23 protein-coding genes are annotated in these 21,964 nt (G+C 71.8%); 7 read left to right on the top strand and 16 right to left on the bottom strand.

Features of this window, described 5'->3' with window-relative positions:
* Positions 1-23: 23 nt before the first annotated feature.
* The gene (locus tag ACFC02_RS28745) at positions 24-1,148 is read right to left on the bottom strand and encodes a helix-turn-helix domain-containing protein (protein WP_376363270.1); all 1,125 of its coding nucleotides are present in this window, start codon (positions 1,146-1,148) and stop codon (positions 24-26) included.
* Between the two features lie 245 nt (positions 1,149-1,393).
* Entirely contained in the window at positions 1,394-1,858 is a 465-nt protein-coding gene (locus tag ACFC02_RS28740) for an ATP-binding protein (protein WP_376363267.1), read from the bottom strand.
* Positions 1,859-2,017: 159 nt separating this feature from the next.
* Here ACFC02_RS28740 and ACFC02_RS28735 point away from each other — a divergent pair, with 159 nt between their 5' ends.
* The 4 genes from ACFC02_RS28735 to ACFC02_RS28720 all read left to right on the top strand — a co-directional run bounded on the left by ACFC02_RS28735 (position 2,018) and on the right by ACFC02_RS28720 (position 3,849).
* On the top strand, positions 2,018-2,851 hold the full coding sequence (locus ACFC02_RS28735) for a Scr1 family TA system antitoxin-like transcriptional regulator (protein ID WP_376363264.1): 834 nt from the start codon (positions 2,018-2,020) through the stop codon (positions 2,849-2,851).
* Positions 2,848-3,078, top strand: coding sequence for a DUF397 domain-containing protein (locus ACFC02_RS28730; RefSeq protein ID WP_376363261.1), 231 nt, complete (start codon positions 2,848-2,850; stop codon positions 3,076-3,078). The genes ACFC02_RS28735 and ACFC02_RS28730 overlap by 4 nt, the downstream gene beginning before the upstream one ends.
* A 115-nt stretch (positions 3,079-3,193) precedes the next feature.
* Complete coding sequence (locus tag ACFC02_RS28725; RefSeq protein ID WP_376363258.1) at positions 3,194-3,454, top strand: hypothetical protein; 261 nt, start codon at positions 3,194-3,196, stop codon at positions 3,452-3,454.
* On the top strand, positions 3,451-3,849 hold the full coding sequence (locus tag ACFC02_RS28720) for a hypothetical protein (RefSeq protein ID WP_376363255.1): 399 nt from the start codon (positions 3,451-3,453) through the stop codon (positions 3,847-3,849). Before ACFC02_RS28725 ends, ACFC02_RS28720 begins: the two co-directional genes overlap by 4 nt.
* A 195-nt stretch (positions 3,850-4,044) precedes the next feature.
* Here the strand turns inward: ACFC02_RS28720 and ACFC02_RS28715 are convergent, their stop codons facing one another.
* The 5 genes from ACFC02_RS28715 to ACFC02_RS28695 form a co-directional block, all read right to left on the bottom strand.
* Positions 4,045-5,754: a uroporphyrinogen-III synthase gene (locus ACFC02_RS28715; protein WP_376363252.1), complete on the bottom strand. Its 1,710-nt coding sequence runs from the start codon at positions 5,752-5,754 to the stop codon at positions 4,045-4,047.
* On the bottom strand, positions 5,751-6,725 hold the full coding sequence (gene hemC / locus ACFC02_RS28710; protein ID WP_376363249.1) for a hydroxymethylbilane synthase: 975 nt from the start codon (positions 6,723-6,725) through the stop codon (positions 5,751-5,753). The genes ACFC02_RS28715 and hemC overlap by 4 nt, the downstream gene beginning before the upstream one ends.
* Positions 6,722-8,479, bottom strand: a complete 1,758-nt coding sequence (locus ACFC02_RS28705; RefSeq protein ID WP_376363246.1) for a glutamyl-tRNA reductase — start codon at positions 8,477-8,479, stop codon at positions 6,722-6,724. Before ACFC02_RS28705 ends, hemC begins: the two co-directional genes overlap by 4 nt.
* Positions 8,476-9,237, bottom strand: a complete 762-nt coding sequence (locus ACFC02_RS28700) for a redox-sensing transcriptional repressor Rex (RefSeq protein ID WP_376363243.1) — start codon at positions 9,235-9,237, stop codon at positions 8,476-8,478. Before ACFC02_RS28700 ends, ACFC02_RS28705 begins: the two co-directional genes overlap by 4 nt.
* Before the next feature lie 335 nt (positions 9,238-9,572).
* Positions 9,573-9,848, bottom strand: coding sequence for a glutaredoxin family protein (locus ACFC02_RS28695; protein WP_376363240.1), 276 nt, complete (start codon positions 9,846-9,848; stop codon positions 9,573-9,575).
* Between the two features lie 184 nt (positions 9,849-10,032).
* Between ACFC02_RS28695 and ACFC02_RS28690 the strand changes: the two genes are divergently transcribed.
* The 3 genes from ACFC02_RS28690 to ACFC02_RS28680 all read left to right on the top strand — a co-directional run bounded on the left by ACFC02_RS28690 (position 10,033) and on the right by ACFC02_RS28680 (position 13,753).
* Entirely contained in the window at positions 10,033-10,959 is a 927-nt protein-coding gene (locus tag ACFC02_RS28690; RefSeq protein ID WP_360980222.1) for an HAD-IB family hydrolase, read from the top strand.
* 474 nt (positions 10,960-11,433) lie between these two features.
* Positions 11,434-12,258, top strand: coding sequence for an ECF subfamily RNA polymerase sigma factor, BldN family (locus tag ACFC02_RS28685; RefSeq protein ID WP_376363236.1), 825 nt, complete (start codon positions 11,434-11,436; stop codon positions 12,256-12,258).
* A gap of 244 nt (positions 12,259-12,502) precedes the next feature.
* The gene (locus ACFC02_RS28680; protein ID WP_376363233.1) at positions 12,503-13,753 is read left to right on the top strand and encodes a DUF5667 domain-containing protein; all 1,251 of its coding nucleotides are present in this window, start codon (positions 12,503-12,505) and stop codon (positions 13,751-13,753) included.
* A gap of 105 nt (positions 13,754-13,858) precedes the next feature.
* On the opposite strand, the gene ACFC02_RS28675 is transcribed toward ACFC02_RS28680, so the two are convergent.
* From ACFC02_RS28675 to ACFC02_RS28635, 9 genes are all read right to left on the bottom strand, one after another.
* A complete protein-coding gene (locus ACFC02_RS28675; RefSeq protein ID WP_376363230.1) occupies positions 13,859-14,935 on the bottom strand; it encodes a lysophospholipid acyltransferase family protein in 1,077 nt (358 codons plus the stop codon).
* Positions 14,936-14,949: 14 nt separating this feature from the next.
* A complete protein-coding gene (locus tag ACFC02_RS28670) occupies positions 14,950-16,011 on the bottom strand; it encodes an NAD-dependent epimerase/dehydratase family protein (protein ID WP_376363227.1) in 1,062 nt (353 codons plus the stop codon).
* Positions 16,012-16,194: 183 nt separating this feature from the next.
* On the bottom strand, positions 16,195-16,293 hold the full coding sequence (locus ACFC02_RS28665; protein WP_003948845.1) for a 30S ribosomal protein bS22: 99 nt from the start codon (positions 16,291-16,293) through the stop codon (positions 16,195-16,197).
* 180 nt (positions 16,294-16,473) lie between these two features.
* Complete coding sequence (locus ACFC02_RS28660; RefSeq protein WP_158771693.1) at positions 16,474-16,686, bottom strand: helix-turn-helix domain-containing protein; 213 nt, start codon at positions 16,684-16,686, stop codon at positions 16,474-16,476.
* Between the two features lie 129 nt (positions 16,687-16,815).
* Positions 16,816-17,631, bottom strand: coding sequence for a phosphatase (locus tag ACFC02_RS28655; RefSeq protein ID WP_376363224.1), 816 nt, complete (start codon positions 17,629-17,631; stop codon positions 16,816-16,818).
* Between the two features lie 277 nt (positions 17,632-17,908).
* Positions 17,909-19,081 (bottom strand): acetoin utilization protein AcuC, encoded by a 1,173-nt coding sequence (locus tag ACFC02_RS28650; RefSeq protein ID WP_376363221.1) that lies wholly within the window; start codon positions 19,079-19,081, stop codon positions 17,909-17,911.
* A complete protein-coding gene (locus ACFC02_RS28645; RefSeq protein WP_376363218.1) occupies positions 19,032-20,255 on the bottom strand; it encodes an MFS transporter in 1,224 nt (407 codons plus the stop codon). Before ACFC02_RS28645 ends, ACFC02_RS28650 begins: the two co-directional genes overlap by 50 nt.
* A 95-nt stretch (positions 20,256-20,350) precedes the next feature.
* Complete coding sequence (locus ACFC02_RS28640; protein WP_376363215.1) at positions 20,351-21,091, bottom strand: VC0807 family protein; 741 nt, start codon at positions 21,089-21,091, stop codon at positions 20,351-20,353.
* A 105-nt stretch (positions 21,092-21,196) separates the two neighbouring features.
* Entirely contained in the window at positions 21,197-21,841 is a 645-nt protein-coding gene (locus tag ACFC02_RS28635; protein WP_376363212.1) for an HAD family hydrolase, read from the bottom strand.
* Positions 21,842-21,964: the final 123 nt, after the last annotated feature.

The raw sequence follows: 21,964 nt of genomic DNA, 5'->3' as shown, positions 1-21,964 counted from the left end.
CGGCCCCGGCCCCGGCCTGCGACTCAGGCGGGGCACAGGGCGCCGCCCACGGTGGCCCGCTCGGTCCGGCAGTCCCGGCAGCGGCCGGGCGCGGGCGCCCTGAAGACCCGTTCGCAGCCGTCGCAGTCCTGCAAGGGATGCGGACGCCGGGGACCCTCCGCGTGCGTCGTCACGCCTGGCGGGCGCTCCGGCACCGCGGGCAGCCGTGGCGGCCGCAGTTCGCGCAGGCGGTAGGCGAGGACACCTGCCGGGTGGTTCATCTCGGCGGGCAGACCGGTCACCAGGGCGCGGTGGATGTCGACGAGGGGGACGCCCCTGTCCAGCCAGTCGACAACGCCCGGGGCCAGCGCGTTCACGTCGCGGAGCGAGAGGATGAGCCGGCCGTCGGCACGGCGCAGTCCGGCGAGCAGCGTGACGGCCTTGTCGTAGCGCTTGTCACAGCGCTGTTCGTAGGCTCCCGGCCCGTCCGGCGGCAGCGGCGTCGATGGCCTCGAAGACGTCGACGGCCGAGGCCGACCAGGCACGGGCCGCGACCGGGACACGGACCGCTGCCGGGGCACCGTGGGCACCACCGCCCCGCCTTCCCGCACCGGATCTCCGTCCCGTACCGGCCCGCCGTCCGGCACCGCTTCCGCCTGCCGGACGGCTTGGTCATCCTCCTGGGACGTGTCCGTGTCCTGCACAGGCGTTCCGTGCGTTCGCTTGTGCGCGCGGGCATGCGGCACGACCGGACGGGCGGCCACCTGCGGCGGCACCGGCGCGGGCACGGCTGCCCGCTGGGCCGCGGCGGGCGTGTGGTGGGCGTACGTCCGGGTGACCAGACGACCCGCCGCCGTGTGCTCCCGGACCCGCTCCAGGTAGCCGTGCGCCTCCAGCTCGCGCAGCGCGGAGGCGATCCGGTCGCGCCCCTCGGGGAAGCGCTCGGTGAGGCTGCGGATGTCGATCGGGGTGCCCTCGGGCACCGACATGATGTGCGTCGCCAGTCCGATCGCGGTCAGCGACAACTCGCGGTGCTGCGCGAGGTGGTTGCCGACGACGACGTACTGGCCCGACTGGTACGTGCGTACGTGGGTGACACCGGTGGGGGTGGTACTTGCCGGAACGCCGTGATTCGGACGCGGGGCAGCACTAGGCTTCATCTCAGCCATGGGGAAGCTCGTGTCTCTTCCTCGTTGGTCAGGCCCTCGCACTGGGATGGCAGTCCCGGCGGGGGCCGAAGTATGTGTGGGTTGTCTGAGCTGAGACTGCCCGCCTGACCAGCCGCCGCGCCACCCACACCGACCGATTTCACCCGCCCGGGTGACCTACGCCGGGTTTGGTTTGGTTGGTTGGTTATTTCCCTTGGTTCTTTGGTCTTTTTACGTCCCGAAGCCCCGGCGGCCGCCGCGCCGGATCACATGTTTCCCGGCGCCGGTGGAAGGCGGCCCGGCGAACCGGCGAGATCGAACTCCGCCCACACCGTCTTGCACGGGAACGGCCCTTCCCGTACGCCCCACCGGTCGGCAAGCTCCTCGACGAGCAGCAGCCCGTAACCGGACTCGGCGGGTTCCACGACTGCGGTGGCACGCTCGGGCACCGGAAGCCGGTCACCCCGGGCGTCGGTCACCTCGACGCGCAGCACCCCGGGTGCGAGGAGGGAGAGACCGAGCCGGAAGCTCCGCCCGGGAACCCTGCCGTGCAGTGCGGCGTTCGCCGCGAGTTCGGCCACGACGAGCCGCGCCGGGTCCAGCGGGACGCCCCACGCGTCCAGCCGCTCGGCAGCGAGCAGCCGGGCGAGACGGGCGCCACGGCGCGTGGCGGAGAGCGGTACGGAGAAGTGGTGCAACGCCGTGCGCGCTGCGGTGATTTGCTGATTCACGTCACTCAGCGTGTTCACGCGTGCGTACGCTGTGAAGCAGGGTGGCCCGTGCGACCGGCGGCTGTCCGGGGGGCGTCCGGTTCCGTCCGGGCTGCCCGGGGTGACCGCACGGGGCGGCCGAGGTTGGGCCGGAAAGGGCTGCGACGGGAGGGCGGACACGTGAGCGACGGGGATGTGAGTCTGGAGGATGAGGAAGCAAGGGCTGTGGTGCGGACGATCGCACGACAGCTGAAGCTATGGCGGGAGGCCGCCGGCCTCACCCAGGCCGAGTTCGGCGCCGCCATCGGGTACGGGGAGGAACTGGTCTCCTCGGTGGAGCGGGGGCGGCGGATTCCTCGGCCGGAGTACCTGGAAGCGGCGGACCCGGTACTGAACGCGGGCGGTCGGATCGCGGCGATGACACGGGACTTGGCGGAGGTCAGGTACCCGAAGAAGGTGCGGGACCTGAAGAGGCTGGAGGCGGACGCGGTCGAGCTTGGCGCCTACAACAACTCGGTCATCCATGGGTTGCTGCAGACGCCGGAGTACGCGCGGGCGGTGTTCAGCGCACGCCGACCGCCCTTCACCGCCGACGAGTTGGAGGAGCGGCTCGCAGCCCGCGTGGCCCGCCAAGGAATCGTCGAAGGCACGACGGCTCGGCCTCTCTTCAGCTTCGTCCAGTGCGAGTCGACGCTCCGTCGGCCCATCGGGGGCAAGATGGTGATGCGTGGCCAACTGGAACGGCTGTTACAGATCGCCGAGTTCCCCAATGTCGATCTTCAGGTGCTGCCCCTGGGCCGCGAGGAGAACTCGGGGCTCGACGGACCGTTCAGGTTGCTCAGGCTCAAGGACGGCACCACGGTCGGCCACATCGAGGTGGTGCACGTCAGCCGTGTGATCGCCGAGCCAAAAGAGGTGCAACTCCTCGACATCCAGTATGGAATCATCCGGGCACAGGCTCTCAGCCCGCGGGAGTCGATGGCCCTCATCGAGAAAGTGCTTGGAGAGACATGAAGCTGGAGTGGATAAAGAGCAGTTACAGCACGTCCAGCGGCCCCGACTGCGTCGAGGTGGCGTGGAGGAAGAGCAGCCACAGCACGTCTGACGGCCCCGACTGCATCGAAGTGGCAGCCGTCCCCGACCACATCCTCGTCCGCGACTCCAAGAACCCCCACGGCCCCCGCCTCGCCCTCACCCCCACCACCTGGGCGGCCTTCCTGCCGTACGCCTCGGGGCACTGACGCACGAGCGACGGCGGCTGGTCTGTGCCGCCACGGAACGGGACGCCCAGGCCGCGCCCCTGAGCGGCACAAAGCCAGCCGTCGCCGCCACCGTATTCTGTTGGTATTCTGAGGTATGGCCGATACCACGATAAAGATCGACGAGAAGATCCGCGACCGGCTGCGGGCCGTCGCCGAAGAGCGCGGTATGACCGCGCGGCAGCTCGCCGAGGCGACTCTCGGGTCGCTGCTCACCGAGGCCGAGCGTGAGGAACGCATGCGGCAGGCGCGCAAGGAACTCGACGCCGCAGGCATCGCCGTCACCGAGGACACTGTGCGCAAAGCTCGTGAGGGTGAGCTGTTCGCCCGCGTACGGGCCCTGCGGGCCGCCTCGTGACCACACCCGAGGTGGTCCTGGACGACACCACCGTCCGGGCCATGTACGAGCCGGACAGCCCCGCCCACCAGGCGCTGACCCAGTTCTACGTCGAAGCGTCGTTCGGGCACGGCCGCATTGTGGTTCCCTCCCTGTGCCTGGTCGTCGCCGACACCGACTCCAAGGGCGCGGCGGCACACGCGATGTCACGGCGGTTCCTGACCATCGTGCCGCTCGACGCCGAGGCTGTGGCACGGGGGCTGCGGCTGGCGGAGGACGGTTACGGCTGGTCCGCATCGCAGGCGATCCATGCCGCACGGCCCACGGGGGAGCAGCCCGAGGGCCGTGTCGTGCTGACGCTCACTCCGGAGGTCTACGCGGACGCGGGCGTGATTGCCCTCCGCCCTGACGCCTGACAGCCGGCCAGGCTCCAGATCACTCGTGAACCGGAGTCGCCTGCGCTTTTCCGTACGGTCCTGGTGGAAAACCCTGCACTTACCTACGCCCGTCCACCACCACGCACGACGGCGGGGTGCGACCAGAAGGCACGCCCCGCCGTCCCTGAGGGACAGCGGGGCGTCTCGTCGTACCGGAAACGGCAGCGGGCGGGGTTACGTCGTCGACCGACGCCTCCGCGCCCCCGGCCGCCGCTCGCTCGGCCGGGTGACCGGGTCGCCGGCCTCCAGGGAGGCGGCCCTGCGGCGCAGGCCGAAGTCGGCCAAGGCCTCGGCCAGCTTGAGGACGGACGGCTCGGGGGCCATCACGTCGACGCGCAGGCCGTGTTCCTCCGCGGTCTTGGCGGTCGCCGGGCCGATGCAGGCGATCACCGTGACGTTGTGCGGCTTGCCCGCGATGCCCACCAGGTTGCGGACCGTCGAGGACGAGGTGAAGAGCACCGCGTCGAAGCCGCCGCCCTTGATCGCCTCACGGGTCTCCGCCGGCGGCGGCGAGGCGCGGACCGTGCGGTAGGCCGTGACGTCGTCGACCTCCCAGCCCAGCTCGATCAGCCCGGCGACCAGCGTCTCCGTGGCGATGTCGGCGCGCGGCAGGAAGACGCGGTCGATCGGGTCGAAGACCGGGTCGTAGGGCGGCCAGTCCTCCAGCAGGCCCGCGGCCGACTGCTCGCCGCTCGGGACCAGGTCGGGCTTCACGCCGAAGGCGATCAGCGCGTTGGCGGTCTGCTCGCCGACCGCGGCGACCTTGATGCCGGCGAAGGCGCGGGCGTCGAGCCCGTACTCCTCGAACTTCTCGCGGACCGCCTTGACCGCGTTGACGGAGGTGAAGGCGATCCACTCGTAGCGGCCGGTGACCAGGCCCTTGACCGCGCGCTCCATCTGCTGCGGGGTGCGCGGGGGCTCCACGGCGATCGTGGGGACCTCGTGCGGCACGGCGCCGTAGGAGCGCAGCTGCTCGGAGAGCGAGGCGGCCTGCTCCTTGGTGCGCGGCACGAGGACCTTCCAGCCGAACAGCGGCTTGGACTCGAACCACGACAGCTGGTCGCGCCGCGCCGCGGCGGCGCTGCGCTCGCCGACCACGGCTATCACCGGCCGGCCGCCGTCCGGTGACGGCAGGACCTTGGCCTGCTTCAGGGTCTGCGCGACCGTGCCGAGGGTGGCGGTCCAGGTGCGCTGGCGGGTGGTCGTACCGGCGACGGTCACCGTCATCGGGGTGTCCGGCTTGCGGCCGGCCGAGACGAGTTCGCCGGCGGTGGCGGCCACCGAGTCCAGCGTCGTCGACACGACCACCGTGCCGTCGGAGGCGCCGACCTCCGTCCAGCAGCGGTCGGAGGCCGTGCGGGCGTCGACGAACCGTACGTCGGTGCCCTCGGCGTCCCGCAGCGGCACACCGGCGTACGCGGGCACACCGACGGCGCTCGCGATGCCGGGGACGACCTCGAAGGGGACGCCCGCGGCGGCGCACGCGAGCATCTCCGCGGCGGCGTCCGTGTCCAGCCCCGGGTCACCGGTCACCGCACGGACGACCCGCCTGCCGCCCCGTGCGGCCTCCATGACAAGATGTGCGGCATCCCGCACCGCGGGGGCCCCGACGGTGGCTGACGTGCTGTCAACCACCGTGAGCTGAGGTGTGCCCGTGCCCGGAACGACGCCCCGCGTGGGGTCGCCGTCCGTGTCCACGACGGCCACGCCCTGCCGGGCGTGCGTGCGGACGACGTCGAGCACCTCGTGCTCGGCGACGAGGACGTCCGCGTTCGCCAGCGCCTCGACGGCGCGCAGTGTGAGCAGTCCCGGATCTCCGGGTCCGGCACCGAGGAAGGTGACGTGCCCGTGTTCAGGACCGGCGGGAAGGGTGGTGGGGCTCAATGTGCTCGCTCCCCCATCAGACCGGCCGCGCCCTGGGCGAGCATCTCGGTGGCGAGTTCGCGACCGAACGCCATCGCCTCATCGTGCGTCTGGGGCACGGGACCGGTGGTGGACAGCTGCACCAGCGTGGTGCCGTCGGTCGTGCCGACGACGGCCCGCAGGCGCATTTCCTTGACAGTCTGCCCGTCGGCCAGGAGGTCGGCCAAAGCACCCACAGGGGCGCTGCAACCGGCCTCCAGGGCGGCGAGCAGTGATCGCTCGGCCGTCACGGCGGCCCGCGTGAGCGGGTCGTCGAGCCGGGCGAGCGCGGCGATCAGCTCCGCATTGTCCGCGGTGCACTCGATCGCCAGTGCCCCCTGGCCGGGGGCGGGCAGAACCGTGTCGACCGACAGGAAGTCGGTCACCTCGTCGCTGCGGCCGATCCGGTTCAGTCCGGCGGCGGCCAGGACCACCGCGTCCAGCTCACCGCTGCGGACGTACCCGATGCGGGTGTCGACGTTGCCCCGGATCGGGACGGTCTCGATGTCCAGGCCGTGGGCGCGTGCGTACGCGTTCAGCTGGGCCATGCGGCGCGGGGCGCCGGTGCCGATGCGTGCCGTCCCCTTCGGGGACGACGCGGCGAGATCGGTGAATTTCAGCGCGTCCCGGGCGACGACCACGTCACGCGGGTCCTCGCGCTCGGGTATCGCGGCCAGGACCAGGTCCTGGGGCTGCGTGGTGGGCAGGTCCTTGAGCGAATGAACCGCGAAGTCCACCTCACCCCGCAGCAGCGCCTCGCGCAGCGCCGCCACGAACACGCCCGTGCCGCCGATCTGCGCCAGGTGCTCGCGGGAGACATCGCCGTACGTGGTGATCTCGACCAGCTCGACGGGCCGTCCGGTCACCTGGCTCACGGCTTCCGCCACCTGCCCGGACTGGGCCATGGCGAGCTTGCTGCGCCTGGTCCCGAGCCTCAGTGCCTTGTTACTCATGCCGGCCCTCGGTTCTTGCCGTTCTTCTCGGAGTCTTCGTCGGCCCGGGTGACGGAGGCCACCGTCTCCGGGTCGAGGTCGAACAGGGTGCGCAGCGCGTCGGCGTACCCGGCGCCGCCGGGTTCGGCCGCGAGCTGCTTGACCCGCACGGTCGGGGCGTGCAGCAGCTTGTCGACGACGCGCCGCACGGTCTGGGTGATCTCTGCCCGGTGCTTGTCGTCGAGGCCGGGCAGCCGCCCTTCGAGGCGGGCGATCTCGCTGGTCACGACGTCGGCGGCCATCGTGCGCAGGGCGACGACGGTGGGCGTGATGTGCGCCGCACGCTGGGCCGCCCCGAAGGCCGCGACCTCGTCGGAAACGATACGGCGGACCTGGTCGACGTCGGCCGCCATCGGTGCGTCGGCGGAGGCCTCGGCGAGCGACTCGATGTCCACGAGGCGCGCCCCGGCCAGCCGGTGCACGGCCGCGTCGACGTCGCGGGGCATGGCCAGGTCGAGGAGGAAGAGGACCGGTTCGGGGCGCTGGAGCACCGCGACCGGTTCGGGCTTGCGCAGCTCGGGCACGCGGCCGACGGTGGCGGCGGTCGCCGCGAGCGCGGTGATCAGCTCGGCGTCGGCACCGGCCTGGGCCTGCGCGTCGCGTGCGCGGCCCCGCTCCAGCAGGGAGGTGCCGCCGTCCACCCAGGCGCCGTGCTGCTCCAGGGTGGCCGCGTCGATGCCGGCGACCGCGGACTCGCCGAGCAGGGAGAAACCGGGCTCCACACCGGCCAGCTGCTCCACGGTGGCCAGGTCGAGCGGGCAGCCCTCCTCGGCACCGGCGGGTGCGGGCGCCAGTGACGTCCCGCGCGGGTCCGGCGCGGCCGCGGGGGCCGTACGGCGCTGCGTGGCGGCGGGGTGCGCGACGGGCGCGGCCGTACGTCCCTCGATCGCGGCGGCGATCGTCCCGGCCGTCAGGACGAGTCCCGTCGCGCCGGTACAGGAGACGGCGATGTCTGCACGTGTCAGCTCGACCGGTACCGCGTCCATCGGTACCGCGCGGGCCGGCGCGTGCGTGTCGTCGCCCTCGGTGAGGATCCGGGCCAGGCGCTCGGCGCGCTCGCGGGTGCGGTTGGCGATGACGATCTCGCCGACCCCGGCGCGGGCCAGCGTGGCGGCGGCCAGCGACGACATCGAACCGGCGCCGATGACCAGGGCCTTCTTGCCGCGCGCCCAGTCGGTGACGGCCGCGCCCGCGGACAGCTGCTCCAGGCCGAAGGTGACCAGGGACTGCCCCGCGCGGTCGATGCCGGTCTCGGAGTGCGCTCGCTTGCCCACCCTCAGGGCCTGCTGGAACAGGTCGTTCAGCAGGCGCCCGGCGGTGTGCAGCTCCTGCGCGCGGGCCAGGGAGTCCTTTATCTGGCCGAGGATCTGCCCCTCGCCGACGACCATCGAGTCCAGGCCGCAGGCCACCGAGAAGAGGTGGTGGACGGCCCGGTCCTCGTAGTGCACATAGAGATGGGGAGTGAGCTCCTCCAGGCCGACCCCGCTGTGCTGGGCGAGCAGCGTGGACAGCTCGGCGACACCGGCGTGGAACTTGTCCACGTCGGCGTACAGCTCGATGCGGTTGCAGGTGGCCAGGACGGCGGCCTCGGTGGCCGGCTCCGCGGCGACGGTGTCCTGGAGCAGCTTGACCCGGTCGTCCGCGTTCAGGGAGGCGCGCTCCAGGACGCTGACGGGGGCGCTGCGGTGACTCAGTCCGACGACGAGGAGGCTCATGCCGGCATCACGGCGGGTACGTCCCCGTCGGGCCCCTGGTCGGCGGAGTGCTTCCGGGCCGCGGCGGCGGGCACCGCGCCCTCGGCGGCGGCCTCCTCACCGGCCTTGCGCTGCTCGTGGAAGGCCAGGATCTGGAGTTCGATGGAGAGGTCGACCTTGCGCACGTCGACGCCCTCGGGGACGTTCAGCACGGTCGGCGCGAAGTTCAGGATGGAGGTCACACCGGCGGCGACGAGCCGGTCGCAGACCTGCTGGGCAGCGCCCGCGGGCGTCGCGATCACGCCGATGGAGACGCCGTTGTCCCGGATGATCGCCTCCAGCTCGTCGGTGTGCTGGACCGGGATCCCGGCGACCGGCTTCCCGGCCATGGCGGGGTCGGCGTCGATGAGCGCGGCGACCCGGAAGCCGCGCGAGGCGAAGCCGCCGTAGTTGGCGAGCGCGGCGCCGAGGTTGCCGATACCGACGATCACAACCGGCCAGTCCTGGGTGAGCCCCAGTTCGCGGGAGATCTGGTAGACGAGGTACTCGACGTCGTAGCCCACGCCACGGGTCCCGTAGGAGCCGAGGTAGGAGAAGTCCTTCCGCAGCTTGGCGGAGTTGACCCCCGCCGCGGCCGCCAGCTCCTCGGAGGAGACCGTGGGCACCGAGCGCTCCGACAGTGCGGTCAGGGCTCGGAGGTACAGCGGAAGCCGGGCGACGGTGGCCTCGGGAATCCCTCGGCTACGGGTCGCCGGTCGGTGAGTTCGGCCAGTTGCCACGGTGCTCCTGCGGGTAGAGCGGGGCTGTGGGCGGTCATACGTTCCCGGACCACCCCGTCGACAGCAGGCTATGTCTTTGTGAACGCGTGCACAAAGATGGTGTCCGATTTGCCCGGCCAACGTGACCGGGGTCACGCGCCCCCGACGTGAACATGCGGAACCGGCACACCCGCGCCCGCGTTCCTTACTTGTTGGGGGCAAAACCGCACACGCTCCTCTGTGATCACCGCCCCCGAGACCAAGTCGCCGTCGATCCTAAGCGACTTTCGGCCACTTTGTACCCGTCGGTCAGTTCACGCGGGGAGCACGGGACCCGCACCCGAGCGCCGCGCGCCTCAGCCGGCGAGCGCCCGGCGCAGCCGTTCCTCGTCCACGCGCCAGAAAGTGTGCTGCTCACCGTCGATCAGGACGACCGGGATCTGCTCCCAGTACTGGTCGTGCAGGTGCGGGTCCTCGGTGATGTCCTTCTGCTCCCAGCGGACACCGAGCTGCGCGCACACCTTCTCGACGACCCCTTGCGCGTCGTCGCACAGATGGCAGCCGGGCTTGCGGACGAGGGTGACGAGCCGGTCCTGGGGGGCGGGCGGCTTGCGGCGGAAGAGCGGACTCATGCGGGCCATTGTCGCCCCGCGGCGGCCTTCTTCCGTGAACGCCCCGCACCCTCCGCCGCACCCGCCCCCCGGGCACTCCGGCGGGCCCGGCGTGCCGATCCCTTCAACGGCAGGCCGCGCAGAGTTCACGGCATCCGAACCTCACGGCTCCGGAACCCCCGAACAGACTGGCTATGCTCACGCCATGGCCGCTCTCGGATGGCTCACCCCCCGTAGGCGCTCCGCCACGGCGCGGAGCGTGTTGGCAGGCGAGGCCTCGGCGGAGGCAGCGCGCAAATCCACTCAGGAGACGGACGTCCCGGCGCCCGCACCGGAGGAACCGGAGTTCCCCGTGCACGGGGACGACCGCGCCGCCGCCTTCTTCGACCTCGACAACACCGTCATGCAGGGCGCCGCCCTGTTCCACTTCGGGCGGGGCCTGTACAAACGGAAGTTCTTCGAGACCCGCGACCTCGCCCGGTTCGCCTGGCAGCAGGCCTGGTTCCGGCTGGCCGGCGTCGAGGACCCCGAACACATGCAGGAGGCCCGCGACTCGGCGCTCTCCATCGTCAAGGGCCACCGCGTCTCGGAGCTGAAGTCCATCGGCGAGGAGATCTACGACGAGTACATGGCCGAGCGGATCTGGCCGGGCACCCGGGCGCTCGCCCAGGCCCACCTCGACGCCGGCCAGAAGGTGTGGCTGGTCACCGCGGCCCCCGTCGAGATCGCCCAGGTCATCGCCCGCCGCCTGGGCCTGACGGGCGCGCTCGGCACGGTGGCCGAGTCGGTCGCCGGCGTCTACACCGGCCGCCTCGTCGGCGAACCGCTGCACGGCCCGGCGAAGGCGGAGGCGGTCCGCGCGCTGGCGGCGGCCGAGGGCCTGGACCTGTCCCGCTGCGCAGCCTACAGCGACTCGCACAACGACATCCCCATGCTGTCGCTGGTCGGCCACCCCTACGCCATCAACCCCGACGCCAAACTCCGCCGACACGCCCGGGAGAAGGACTGGCGCCTGCGCGACTACCGCACGGGCCGCAAGGCGGCGAAGGTCGGCATCCCCGCGGCGGCGGGCGTCGGCGCGGTCGCGGGCGGCACCGCGGCGGCGATCGCCCTGCACCGCCGACGCCGGTAGCCCGGACCGCCCGCGCCCGGCCGCAGCCGCCCCGCGCACCGTCCCCGTAGTACCGCCCTCGTCGTCGCACCGCCGTCGCCGTCCACCGCCGTCGACGCACCACCGGTCACGCGCATCACAGGGACAACACAGGACAACATCGGTCACAGAAGTGCGGCGCACCCGGATTCCGGTCAAACGACCGAACGTCCCGCCGTACCGCCCTGGCCATTCCCGTTGGCGGTACACCGCCACGACCTGCCCTCGACCCACACCGAAGACGAACCGGACCGATCAACAAACGGTCGCTCTGTGACACACGATCGGCTGTCAATCGGTTACGGAAGCGACGTAATCGATGATTTGAGCAACTCGGTGTAGCAGTGCCTGTACGAAGCGTTATTCTCCTCAGACGCAATCCGGCACCCTTCCGTCGCTACGACGGGTGAATGGTTCCGTACTGCACGTGATGCAAGCTCTGCCTCTGGGAGTCCCGTGTACCCACACGTCGGGGTTGACGCCTCGGGCCTGGCTACGCTCCGCGCAACGGTCCTCGACCTGCTGCGCGCCCTCGTCCCCACCGCGTACGCCGGCCCCGCCTTCGCCACCGCAGCGCCGCTCGGCCCGTGCTACGCGCTGGCCGACGGCATCGAGCAGGTGCCCGCGCGCAGCGCCGTCGTCGAGGGGCGGCGGTCCGGCGACGGGCGGGCGGCCGGCAGACGAGCGCGCTCCGCCGCGGCGACCCCCGTCCGCCGTCCCGCCGCGGACAGCGACAGCGCCCGGATGATGGACCTCGTCGAGCGCGCCCAGGCCGGCGAGGCCGACGCCTTCGGCCGCCTCTACGACCAGTACAGCGACACCGTGTACCGGTACATCTACTACCGCGTGGGCGGCAAGGCGACCGCCGAGGACCTCACCAGCGAGACCTTTCTGCGGGCCCTGCGCCGCATCGGCACCTTCACCTGGCAGGGCCGCGACTTCGGCGCCTGGCTGGTCACCATCGCCCGCAACCTCGTCGCCGACCACTTCAAGTCCAGCCGCTTCCGGCTGGAGGTCACCACCGGCGAGATGCTCGACGCCAACGAGGTCGAGCGCTCGCCCGAGGACTCCGTCCTGGAGTCGCTGTCCAACGCCGCGCTGCTGGACGCCGTACGACGGCTCAACCCCCAGCAGCAGGAGTGCGTCACCCTCCGCTTCCTCCAGGGCCTGTCCGTCGCCGAGACCGCCCGCGTGATGGGCAAGAACGAGGGCGCGATCAAGACCCTCCAGTACCGGGCGGTCCGCACCCTCGCCCGGCTGCTCCCCGACGACGCCCGCTGACCGCGCCCACACCGGGCGACACCGAGCGACGGTCAACTCACCCTGTGTTGCGGTACGTTGACTTCGCGACCGGATCCCGGGCCGTCCGTAACCGAAGTGCCGAGCCGCTCGTTGTGCGGGATACAGGCTCCCTATGGTCACGCCTTGGCCCACGCTGATCACTCGATCGTGTGGCGCGGGCGCGGGCGTGCAACCCTCAGGACCCCGGGGGAGTCGACCGTCATGACGAGAGGAGGTGCCGCCAGTGATCGCGAACGTATCGGCGCACCGGCGGGCGAACGCCTTCGCCCAGGCCCTGGAGGACTTGTCCGACCAGGGCACGGCGGCCGAGCAGACCGAAGGACCGGAACCGGCCCCGGCAGCGGCGGAGCAGACCGAGCAGGGCCGCCTGATGGCCCTCGCCACCGGTCTCTCCACGCTGCCCCGGCCGGAACTGGACCCCGAGGTCAAGGCCGTCCAGCGAGCCCAACTCGTGGCCGCGATGGAGGCCATGCTGCAGGAGGGCACCGCGGCGGGCGAGGCGAATGAGCTGTCGGTGCCCGGTCAGCGGGGCCACCGCGGCAAGGGTGCGCACCGGGCGAGCGGCCTGGGGAAACTGCGGCCGCGTACACGGCTGACCAAGGGCCTGGCCGCGGGCGGGCTCAGCGTGGGGGTGGCCGCCGGCGCCTTCGGCGGAGTGGCCGCCGCCAGCTCCGACGCCCTCCCCGGTGACTCGCTGTACGGCCTCAAGCGAGGCATCGAGGACTTCAAGCTCAACTACCTGACCGACGGGGCGGACAGCCAGGGGCAGGCCTTCCTGGATCTCGCCTCCACCCGGCTGAGCGAGGCCAGACGGCTGCTGGAGCGGGGCCGCGGCGGCCACCTCGACCACGAGTCCCTCGGCGAGATCCGCCGCACCCTGTCCGGGATGCAGCACGACGCCACCGAGGGCCACCGCCTGCTGCACGAGGCGTACGAGCGCGATCCGGAGTCCCTGGGCCCCATCCAGGCGCTCTCCGCCTTCTCCAAGTCCCACCGCGACGCGTGGGGCGCGCTGCGCCAGAAGCTGCCCGTGCAGCTCGGCGACGTCGGCGACCAGGTCTCGTCGGTGTTCGACGCCATAGACGAAGAGGTCGCCCCGCTCCAGTCGCTGCTCCCCCAGCCCGCCGCCCCGGCCGACGGCGGCACCGGGCGGCACCGGGCGGCACCGGCGTCCCCGTCCGGGCCCAGCGGCTCCGCGGGCCACTCCGCCCCGCCCAGCACCGGAAAGGGCAGCCCTCCGGGCAGCCACCGCTCCGGCAGCGGCAGCCCCAGCGCGTCGGCGGGCGGCGGCAGCGAGAACGGCGACGGCCTGATCGGCGGCACCACCGGCGGCCTGCTCGACCCACCGCAGTCCAGCGGCAGCGCCTCACCGTCCGCCGGCAAGTCGCCCACCAGCGACCCCGACGTCACGATCCCACCCCTCCTCCCGGGCCTCCTGCCCGGCCTGGGGATCGACGGCGAGGACGCGAAGTAGCAAGGGTTCCTGGCGGGCGGCCCACCCCGCCCGCCAGGAACACCGGACCGGACTCAGGAGAACACCGCCGCGCAGGAAACTCTGACCCTCAGAAAACACCGACTCTCAGAAGAAGACCGACCGCCGCTGCACCAGCAACTTGTACAGCGTGTGCTGGATCTGTTCGCGGACCTGGTCGGTCAGGTTGAACATCAGCATCGGGTCCTCGGCCGCCTCCGGCGGATAGCCGTCCGTCGGGATCGGCTCGCCGAACTGGATCGTCCACTTCGTGGGGAGGGGAACCGCGCCCAGCGGTCCCAGCCACGGGAAGGTCGGCGTCAGCGGGAAGTACGGGAACCCCAGGAGCCGCGCGAGGGTCTTGGCGTTGCCGATCATGGGGTAGATCTCCTCCGCCCCGACGATCGAGCACGGAATGATCGGCGCCCCCTGCCGCAGCGCCGTGGAGACGAAACCGCCCCGGCCGAAACGCTGCAGCTTGTAGCGCTCGCTGAACGGCTTCCCGATGCCCTTGAAGCCCTCCGGCATCACCCCGACCAGCTCCCCCAGCCCCAGGAGCCGTTCGGCGTCCTCGGCACACGCCAGGGTGTGACCCAGCTTGCGGGCCAGCTCGTTGACCACCGGCAGTACGAAGACCAGGTCGGCCGCGAGGAGTCGCAGATGCCGGCCGGCAGGATGGTGGTCGTGGACGGCGACCTGCATCATCAGCCCGTCCAGCGGCAGCGTGCCCGAGTGGTTGGCGACGATCAGCGCGCCGCCCTCCTTCGGGATGTTCTCGACGCCCTTCACATCGACCCTGAAGTACTTCTCGTACACCGGCCGCAGCAAGGACATCAGGACCTGGTCGGTCAGCTCGGCGTCGTAGCCGAAGTCGTCGACCTCGTACTCCCCGGTCAGCCGCCGCCGCAGGAACGACAGACCGCTCGCGAGCCGCCGCTCCAGCCCGCCGCCGTCACCCTCCTGGGACGCCGCCGGCGCCTGCGCCGGCCGGCCGGGCGCGGGCTCACCGCTCACGGCGCCCTCGTCCTGTCCCGCCGCTCGCGTCGGCAGCGGCTGGACCTCCCGGACCACGGCGGAGTCCCCGCCGGCACGCCGGCTCCCCGCGCTCCGGCGCCGCGACGGCCGCGCTCCCGCGCCCCCTCGGGACCGGTCGTCGTCGAACGGAATGACCTTGGCGTCCGCCATCGTTGCTGCGCTCCTCAGTTGGCGCTCGGCGTCGGTGGGTGGCCGCCGCCCCGGTGGGACAGCGTGGCGAGCCGGTCGACGGCCCCCGCGAGGGCCTCGGGCGGCAGCAGCCCGGGGCCGCGGCTGCGGACGAAGTCCGCGAAGGTCCCGGCGGTCGTGTACCGGGGCACGAATCCCAGCGTCCGGCGCATCTCGTCCGTGGCCACGACCCGGCCGTGGGTGAGCAGCCGGATCTGCTCGGGCGAGAAGTCCGTCATGCCCAGCGTACGCACCAGCGAGCCCGCCCAGGTGACCGCCGGCAGCAGCAGCGGCGCGGTGGGGCGGCCGAGCCGCCGCGCGCACTGCGACAGCAGCAGCACCCCGTCCCCGGCGATGTTGAAGGTACCGCTGTTCAGCGTGGACCGGCGGGGCTCGTACGAGGCGGTGCGCAGGACGTCGATCACGTCGTCCTCGTGCACGAACTGCAGCCGCGGATCGTAGCCGAACACCGTGGGCAGCACCGGCAGCGCGAAGTAGGACGCGAGCGGGGTATCCACCGTCGACCCGAGGATGTTGGCGAACCTGAGCACGCACACGGCCACGTCGGGGCGGCGCCGCGCGAAGCCCCGCACGTACCCCTCGACCTCGACGGCGTCCTTCGCGAAGCCGCCGCTCGGCAGGGACTTGGCCGGGGTGGTCTCGGTGAACACCGCCGGGTCGCGGGGTGCGGAGCCGTAGACGTTGGTGCTGGACTTCACCACCAGCCTCCGCACGCTCGGGGACTTCTGGCAGGCACCCAGCAGTTGCATGGTGCCGATGACGTTGGTCTCCTTGACCGTGGCCCGGCTGCCGCCGCCCAGCGCGGTCCCGGTCACGTCCATGTGGACGACCGTGTCGGCGGACGTCTCGGCCAGCACCCGCGCGATGGTGGGCTGCCGGATGTCCGCCTGGACGAAGTCGGCGCCGCCCAGATGGTGCTCGGGCGGGACCGCGTCCACGGCGACCACCCGCTCCACCTGGGGGTCACGCTGGATCCGCCGGACGAACCGGCCGGCGAGCCGGCGGGCGGCTCCGGTCACGAGCACGATCTGTCCCAAGCTCAGCGCCTTCCTCCACGTCGCGTGCCGCGTTCCCCGTGTGCGGCCAACCTATCTCGTCGATGTCGCATTGCGATGACGGCCGACTGCGGTGTGTGACGCGTGTGGCCCCCCACCGCACGGGTGAGGGGCCACGGACACGCTCTCGCGATGTCGCGCACTAACGAGTGGCGACCGGCGTCACTACTTCTTGTTGCGACGCTGGACGCGGGTGCGCTTCAGCAGCTTGCGGTGCTTCTTCTTGGCCATCCGCTTGCGCCGCTTCTTGATAACAGAGCCCACGACTACCCTCGCTCACTTCTCATCACTCGGTGTTTGGGCGCCATGGGCCCACACGACCTACGAGGGGCTAGCCTACCCGCCCGAGTGCTGAGGTCGTTAATCGAGGTTCCGGAGGGATCCGGCGGTGCCGTGTGGCGCCCGTGCCGTCCGGCGGCCACAGGACGGACCCCTCCGGCGCCGTCAGGCGGTTTCCACCCCCACATAGCTCTCGCGAAGGTACTCGTGAACCGCTTGCTCCGGGACGCGGAAGGACCGCCCCACCCGGATCGCGGGCAGATGACCGCTGTGCACCAGCCGGTACACGGTCATCTTCGACACTCGCATCACCGAGGCGACCTCCGCCACGGTAAGGAACTGAACCTCGTTCAGAGGCCTCTGGTCAGCTGCAGCCATGACACACCTGCACCTTCCGCACTCGACGGCCACCGGCTTCCCCTTCCGGTGACTCTTCGTCGCTGCGTGCTCACTCCCCAGACTAGGGGCGGGTGATGCGAGTGGGGAAGAGGTGCACGCATCGACGGCCTACGGCGACAGACCCGCTCGATTGAGCACGTAGCGGATGAGCGGACGGTAGTACGCGGCTCGCACACCGTCATCAAGTGGAACGACGACGGACACGCGCCCCTCCGCCTGCCCCACGAACGGGGCGGGATCGTCCGTGTCGGCCAGCCCCATGGCCTCGAACCCCAGCTGACCTGCTCCGCAGACCCAGCCGTGGTCCCCGATCACCAGCCCGGGCAACGGGCCGCCGGCGTCCGCGGCCGCGTCGAGCGCCACCCGAACCGGGAGCGGCGAATGCGTGTGCGCGCCGGGCTCACAACCGGGGCGTCCGGGGTCTGCGGGCCGCACCAGGGCGACTCCTCGTACGTAGTCGAGGCGGTGCGTACGTAGACCGAACCGGGTCGTTATGTCGACACAGCGACCCTGCGCCGGGGTGAGGACAGTACATCCCGCCGCCGACAAGGCGTCCGCCAGCGCGGCGTAGAAACCGAGCAGCCGGTGCGGGTGCCCGGTACCGAGGAGCACCGCCGCCCGGCGCCGGGCGGCCGCGCGGAGCCCGTCCGCGAAGGCGCCCAGGGCGGCCAGGGTCAGCTCCGGGTCAATCACATCATGGCCGAAGGTGTGCAGCGGGTCGGCCGAGACCCCGCACTTGCGCGCCATCAACCCGATCAGTTCCCGTTGCCCCCAGGGTCGTTCTGGATCGATCCCGATCAGCGCGCGGGGGTCCCCGGCCGCGAACAGCCGATAGCTCCGCAGGCTCACCTCACGCGTGGTGGCCACGACCCCGGCCAGTCCGGCACGCACCAGATGGGCGCGCAGCGCAGCGGTGCTCGACACGAGGCGATGGTGCCGGACCGGCGACCCGCGCGTCCCGAGAACAGGTGAACACCGCACGGTCGGCGTAATACGCCCGGCCCCGCCTCCGGCCCCGCCCCCGGGCCCGGGCCCGGGCCGGCGGCTACGGCCCTTCTGCCCGGTGCTCTTCTCCCTCGGCGTGCTCCGGCCGTCCTGGCCGCCACCCTGCTCACCCGGCGGTACCTCCGGCCCTCCGGCCCTTCTGCCCGGCGGACTCCGCCGGCTCCGCCCGGCCCCTCCCGCCCGGCGGCCCCGCCCGCTACGCCAGCAGCCCCCGCAGTGGGAACGCCGCCCGCCGGGTCGCGCGGATCGCCTGGTCCAGGCGGTCCGCCGGGTCGTACCCCGCCTCCCAGTCGGCCCACGTCACCGGCCACCGCCCGTCCGTCATCCGCAGCGGCCCCAACTGCCGTGTCCGCGCGTACACTTCCTGCCGCCAGCTCTCCGGAATCACCGTCTCCGGCTCCACCGGACGCCCGGCCGCGATCCCCACCAGGTGCGTCCAGGACCTGGGGACGACGTCCACCACCGCGTAGCCGCCCCCGCCCAGCGCGACCCAGCGCCCGTCGGCGTACTCGTGCGCCAGCTCGTGGCACGCCACCTGCACGGCGCGCTGCGCGTCCAGCGACACCGCGAGGTGCGCCAGCGGGTCCTCGAAGTGGGTGTCGGCGCCGTGCTGCGTCACCAGCACCTGCGGCCGGAAGTCCGCGAGCAGTTCCGGGACGATCGCGTGGAACGCTCGCAGCCACCCCGCGTCCCCGGTCCCGGCCGGCAGCGCCACGTTCACCGCCGAGCCCTCCGCGCAGTCGGCGCCCGTCTCCTCCGGCCAGCCGGTCTGCGGGAACAGCGTCCGGGGATGCTCGTGCAGCGAGACCGTCAGCACCCGCGGGTCCTCCCAGAACGCCGCCTGTACCCCGTCCCCGTGGTGCACGTCGACGTCGACGTACGCGACCCGTTCGGCACCGAGTTCGAGGAGCCGGGCGATCGCCAGCGCCGCGTCGTTGTACACGCAGAAGCCGGACGCCGCGCCGGGCATCGCGTGGTGCAGCCCGCCCGCGAAGTTCACCGCGTGCAGCGCGTCGCCGTGCCACACCGCCTCCGCCGCCCCCACCGACTGACCGGCGATCAGCGCGGAGACGTCGTGCATCCCGGCGAACGCGGGATCGTCCATCGTCCCCAGCCCGTACGCCCCGTCGGCCGCCCCCGGGTCCGCCGACGCGGCCTTCACCGCCTCGATGTAGTCCAGCCGGTGCACGAGCCGCAGCGTCGACTCCCCGGCCGGCTTCGCCGCGACCAGCCGCACCTCGCGGTCGAGCCCGAGGGCACCGACCAGTTTCCGGGTCAGGGCGAGGCGGACCGGGTCCATCGGATGGTCCCGGCCGAAGTCATACCCCGTTACTGCCTCGTCCCACATCAGCTGTGCGCGGCCGCTCATGCCCGCCACCGTATCGGTCCGTCCGCGGCGCGAACGACCTGGCGTAGACCAGCGTCACCAGCACCAGAACCATCGGCACCAGCATCGCCCCGCGATAGCTCCACGCATCGCCCAGCGCGCCCACCAGCGGCGAGCCGACCAGGAAACCCACGTAGTTGAAGATGTTCAGCCGCGCGATCGCCGCGTCCGACGCCCCCGGGAACAACCGCCCGGCCGCGGCGAAGGTCTGCGGCACCAGCACACACAGCCCGAGCCCCAGCAGCGTGAACCCCAGCATCCCCGCCCAGGCCCCGGGCGCCGCGGCCACCACAGCGAACCCCAGCGCCGCCACCAGCGCGCCCAGCCGCACCACGGCCACCGCCCCGAACCGCCGCACCCCCACGTCCCCGATGGCCCGCCCCAGCAGCGTGGTCACCATGTAGACGTTGTACGGCACCGTAGACAGCTGCTCCGAACTCCCCAACGTGTCCTGAAGGTACTTGGCGCTCCAGTTGGAGACCGTCGAGTCACCGATGTACGCGAAGGTCATCACCAGGCAGAGCGGCAGCAGCAGCCGGAACACCAGCGCCCCGCCCGCTCCCCCGTCGCCGGTCCCCGGGACCCCGGCCGCGGCGGCCTTCCCGTCGACGTACCACCGGCTCCCCACCAACGTCGCCGGCAGCAGCACCGCCACCACCGGCAGGTACGACACCCACAGCGCCAGGTGCCAGTGCGCCCCCACCCAGGCCAGCGATGCGCCGACGATCCCGCCCAGGCTGTAGGCGGCGTGGAAACTGAGCATGATGCTGCGCCCGTACGTCCGCTGCAGGCTCACCCCGAGCATGTTCATCGACGCGTCCAGCGCACCCACCGCCAGCCCGAACACGCCGAGCGTCAACGCCATTTCGGCGACCCGGTCACCGGCCCCGGCACCGAGCAGCGCCAGCAGGACGACCGGCTGCGACCAGCGCAGCAGCCGGCTGGGCCGGATGCGCTTGACCAGGTTCTCGGTGGTGACGCTGCCGACCCCCGCCAGGATCGGCACGGCCGCCAGGAAGACCGGCAGCAGGCCGTCGGAGACCCCGTACCGGTCCTGGATCGCGGGGATGCGCGTCACGAGGAGGGCGAAGGCCGCGCCCTGGGCGAAGAAGCTGAACGCCAAAGAGGCCCTACCGCGCCGCAGCACATCTGTCATGGCGGCGAGCGTAGGGCCCGAGGCTACCTGTGGGTAGATCCGGTCAAAGATGAATTTCCCTCAGGTTCAGCTTCGTTCGGTCGGTGCCGGACGGTTCAGGCCGCGAGGGTGGTGGCGGCGACCGCGGGCTGCGCGGCCCCGGCCTGGCCGGCCTCGACCTCGGCGGCCAGCATCCCCTCCATCGGTGCGACGGCCAGCCCGCCACTGACCACGAAGGCGACCGCCAGCGCGCCGACCATGAAGACCGTGCCGAGCCAGACCATCGTGTCCACGGGCAGGGTGTACGCGCCCACCACCCGTCCCACGCACTCGGCCAGCAGCGCCAGGCCCCAGACGACGGAGAACACGCGCTCCTTGCTCCGGAAGGCGGCGGATCCGGCCGCCGCACCGGACATCAGGCGCTCCCAGGCGGCCTCCTTGGCGGCGTCGCCCTTCACCATGAAGGGCTTCATCCCCGCGGTCATCATCGGCTTGCCGAGCATCGCGGAGACCAGGATGCCGATCGCGACGGTGCTGCTGATCCCGCTGTCCTTGGCGAGCATCAGCCGCGGGTCACCGGAGACGAAGCTCAGCAGCAGTGAGGCGACGTTCACGAAGAGCATCAGAGCCGCCAGGGCGTTGGCCCGGCGCTCGCTGAACACGCTCCACACCGTCCGCGCGGCCGGCACCGCGCTGCTCCAGGCCAGCGCCGCGAAGGTGCTCATCCCGAACACGTCCTTGAAGGCGTAGTACGAGCCGAGCGGCACCGCGATGTCCAGGATCAGCGGCTTGAAGTTGTCCAGGACGCTCGGGTTCTGGGCGGTGTTCCGGCTGTGGTTCCCCGTGTTCTTCGTCATGCCCCAAGCTTCGCCGCCGCAGGGGGTCCGCCGACAGAAACGATCGTCCGGAGGTCCGCATGACAAATGTCAGCCCCGCGCCGGTGGCCTCGGTCATGCCCGGGATCAAACCAGCAGGTCAGCCAACTGGGCCATGTCGAGGAGGAGTCGGGTCGCGCCGTCGAGCCGGTCGGCGGGCGTCATGGCGGTGAACCCGTAGACGTCCATCCCGGCCGCCAGGGCGGCCCGCACGCCCAGCGGCGAGTCCTCCACGACCACGCACCGCCCGGGCGCGACGCCCATCCGCTCGGCCGCGTGCAGGAAGAGGTCCGGCGCCGGCTTGCCCCGCCCGACGTCCTGCGAACTGAAGATCCGGGCGTCGTCGAACCACCGGTCCAGCCCCGTCGTCCGGTGCCCCACGCGGATCCGCTCATGACTGCCCGACGAGGCGACGCAGTACGGCGTCCCGTCCGCCGCCAGCTTCTCCAGCATCTCGACGACGCCGGGCACCGGCTTCAGCTCTCGCCGGAACGCGGCGAAGACACGGGCGTGGAAGACGTCGTCGAAGTCGTCGGGCAGCCGCTCCCCCGTACGTTCCAGCACGAAGTCGTGGACCCGGTGCATGGCCGCCCCCATGTAGTCACGCAGGGAGTCCTCGTAGGAGGTGGGGTGCCCCAGCTCGGTCAGATAGGCGGCGAGGAGACGGTTCGAGATCGGCTCGCTGTCCACGAGCACGCCGTCATTGTCGAAGATGACGAGGTCATAGCGCATACCCAGGAGCCTAGACAGCCCCTGGAAAGCAGAAAACCCCGCACCATGAGGTGCGGGGTTTTCCCTAAAATTTGTTCGGCGGTGTCCTACTCTCCCACAGGGTCCCCCCTGCAGTACCATCGG

The sequence above is a fragment of the Streptomyces sp. NPDC056160 genome (assembly GCF_042268205.1).
GTDB lineage: Bacteria > Actinomycetota > Actinomycetes > Streptomycetales > Streptomycetaceae > Streptomyces.
The sequence above is the reverse complement of the archived record's forward strand: the minus strand, read 5'-3'. Positions and strand labels throughout refer to the sequence as shown.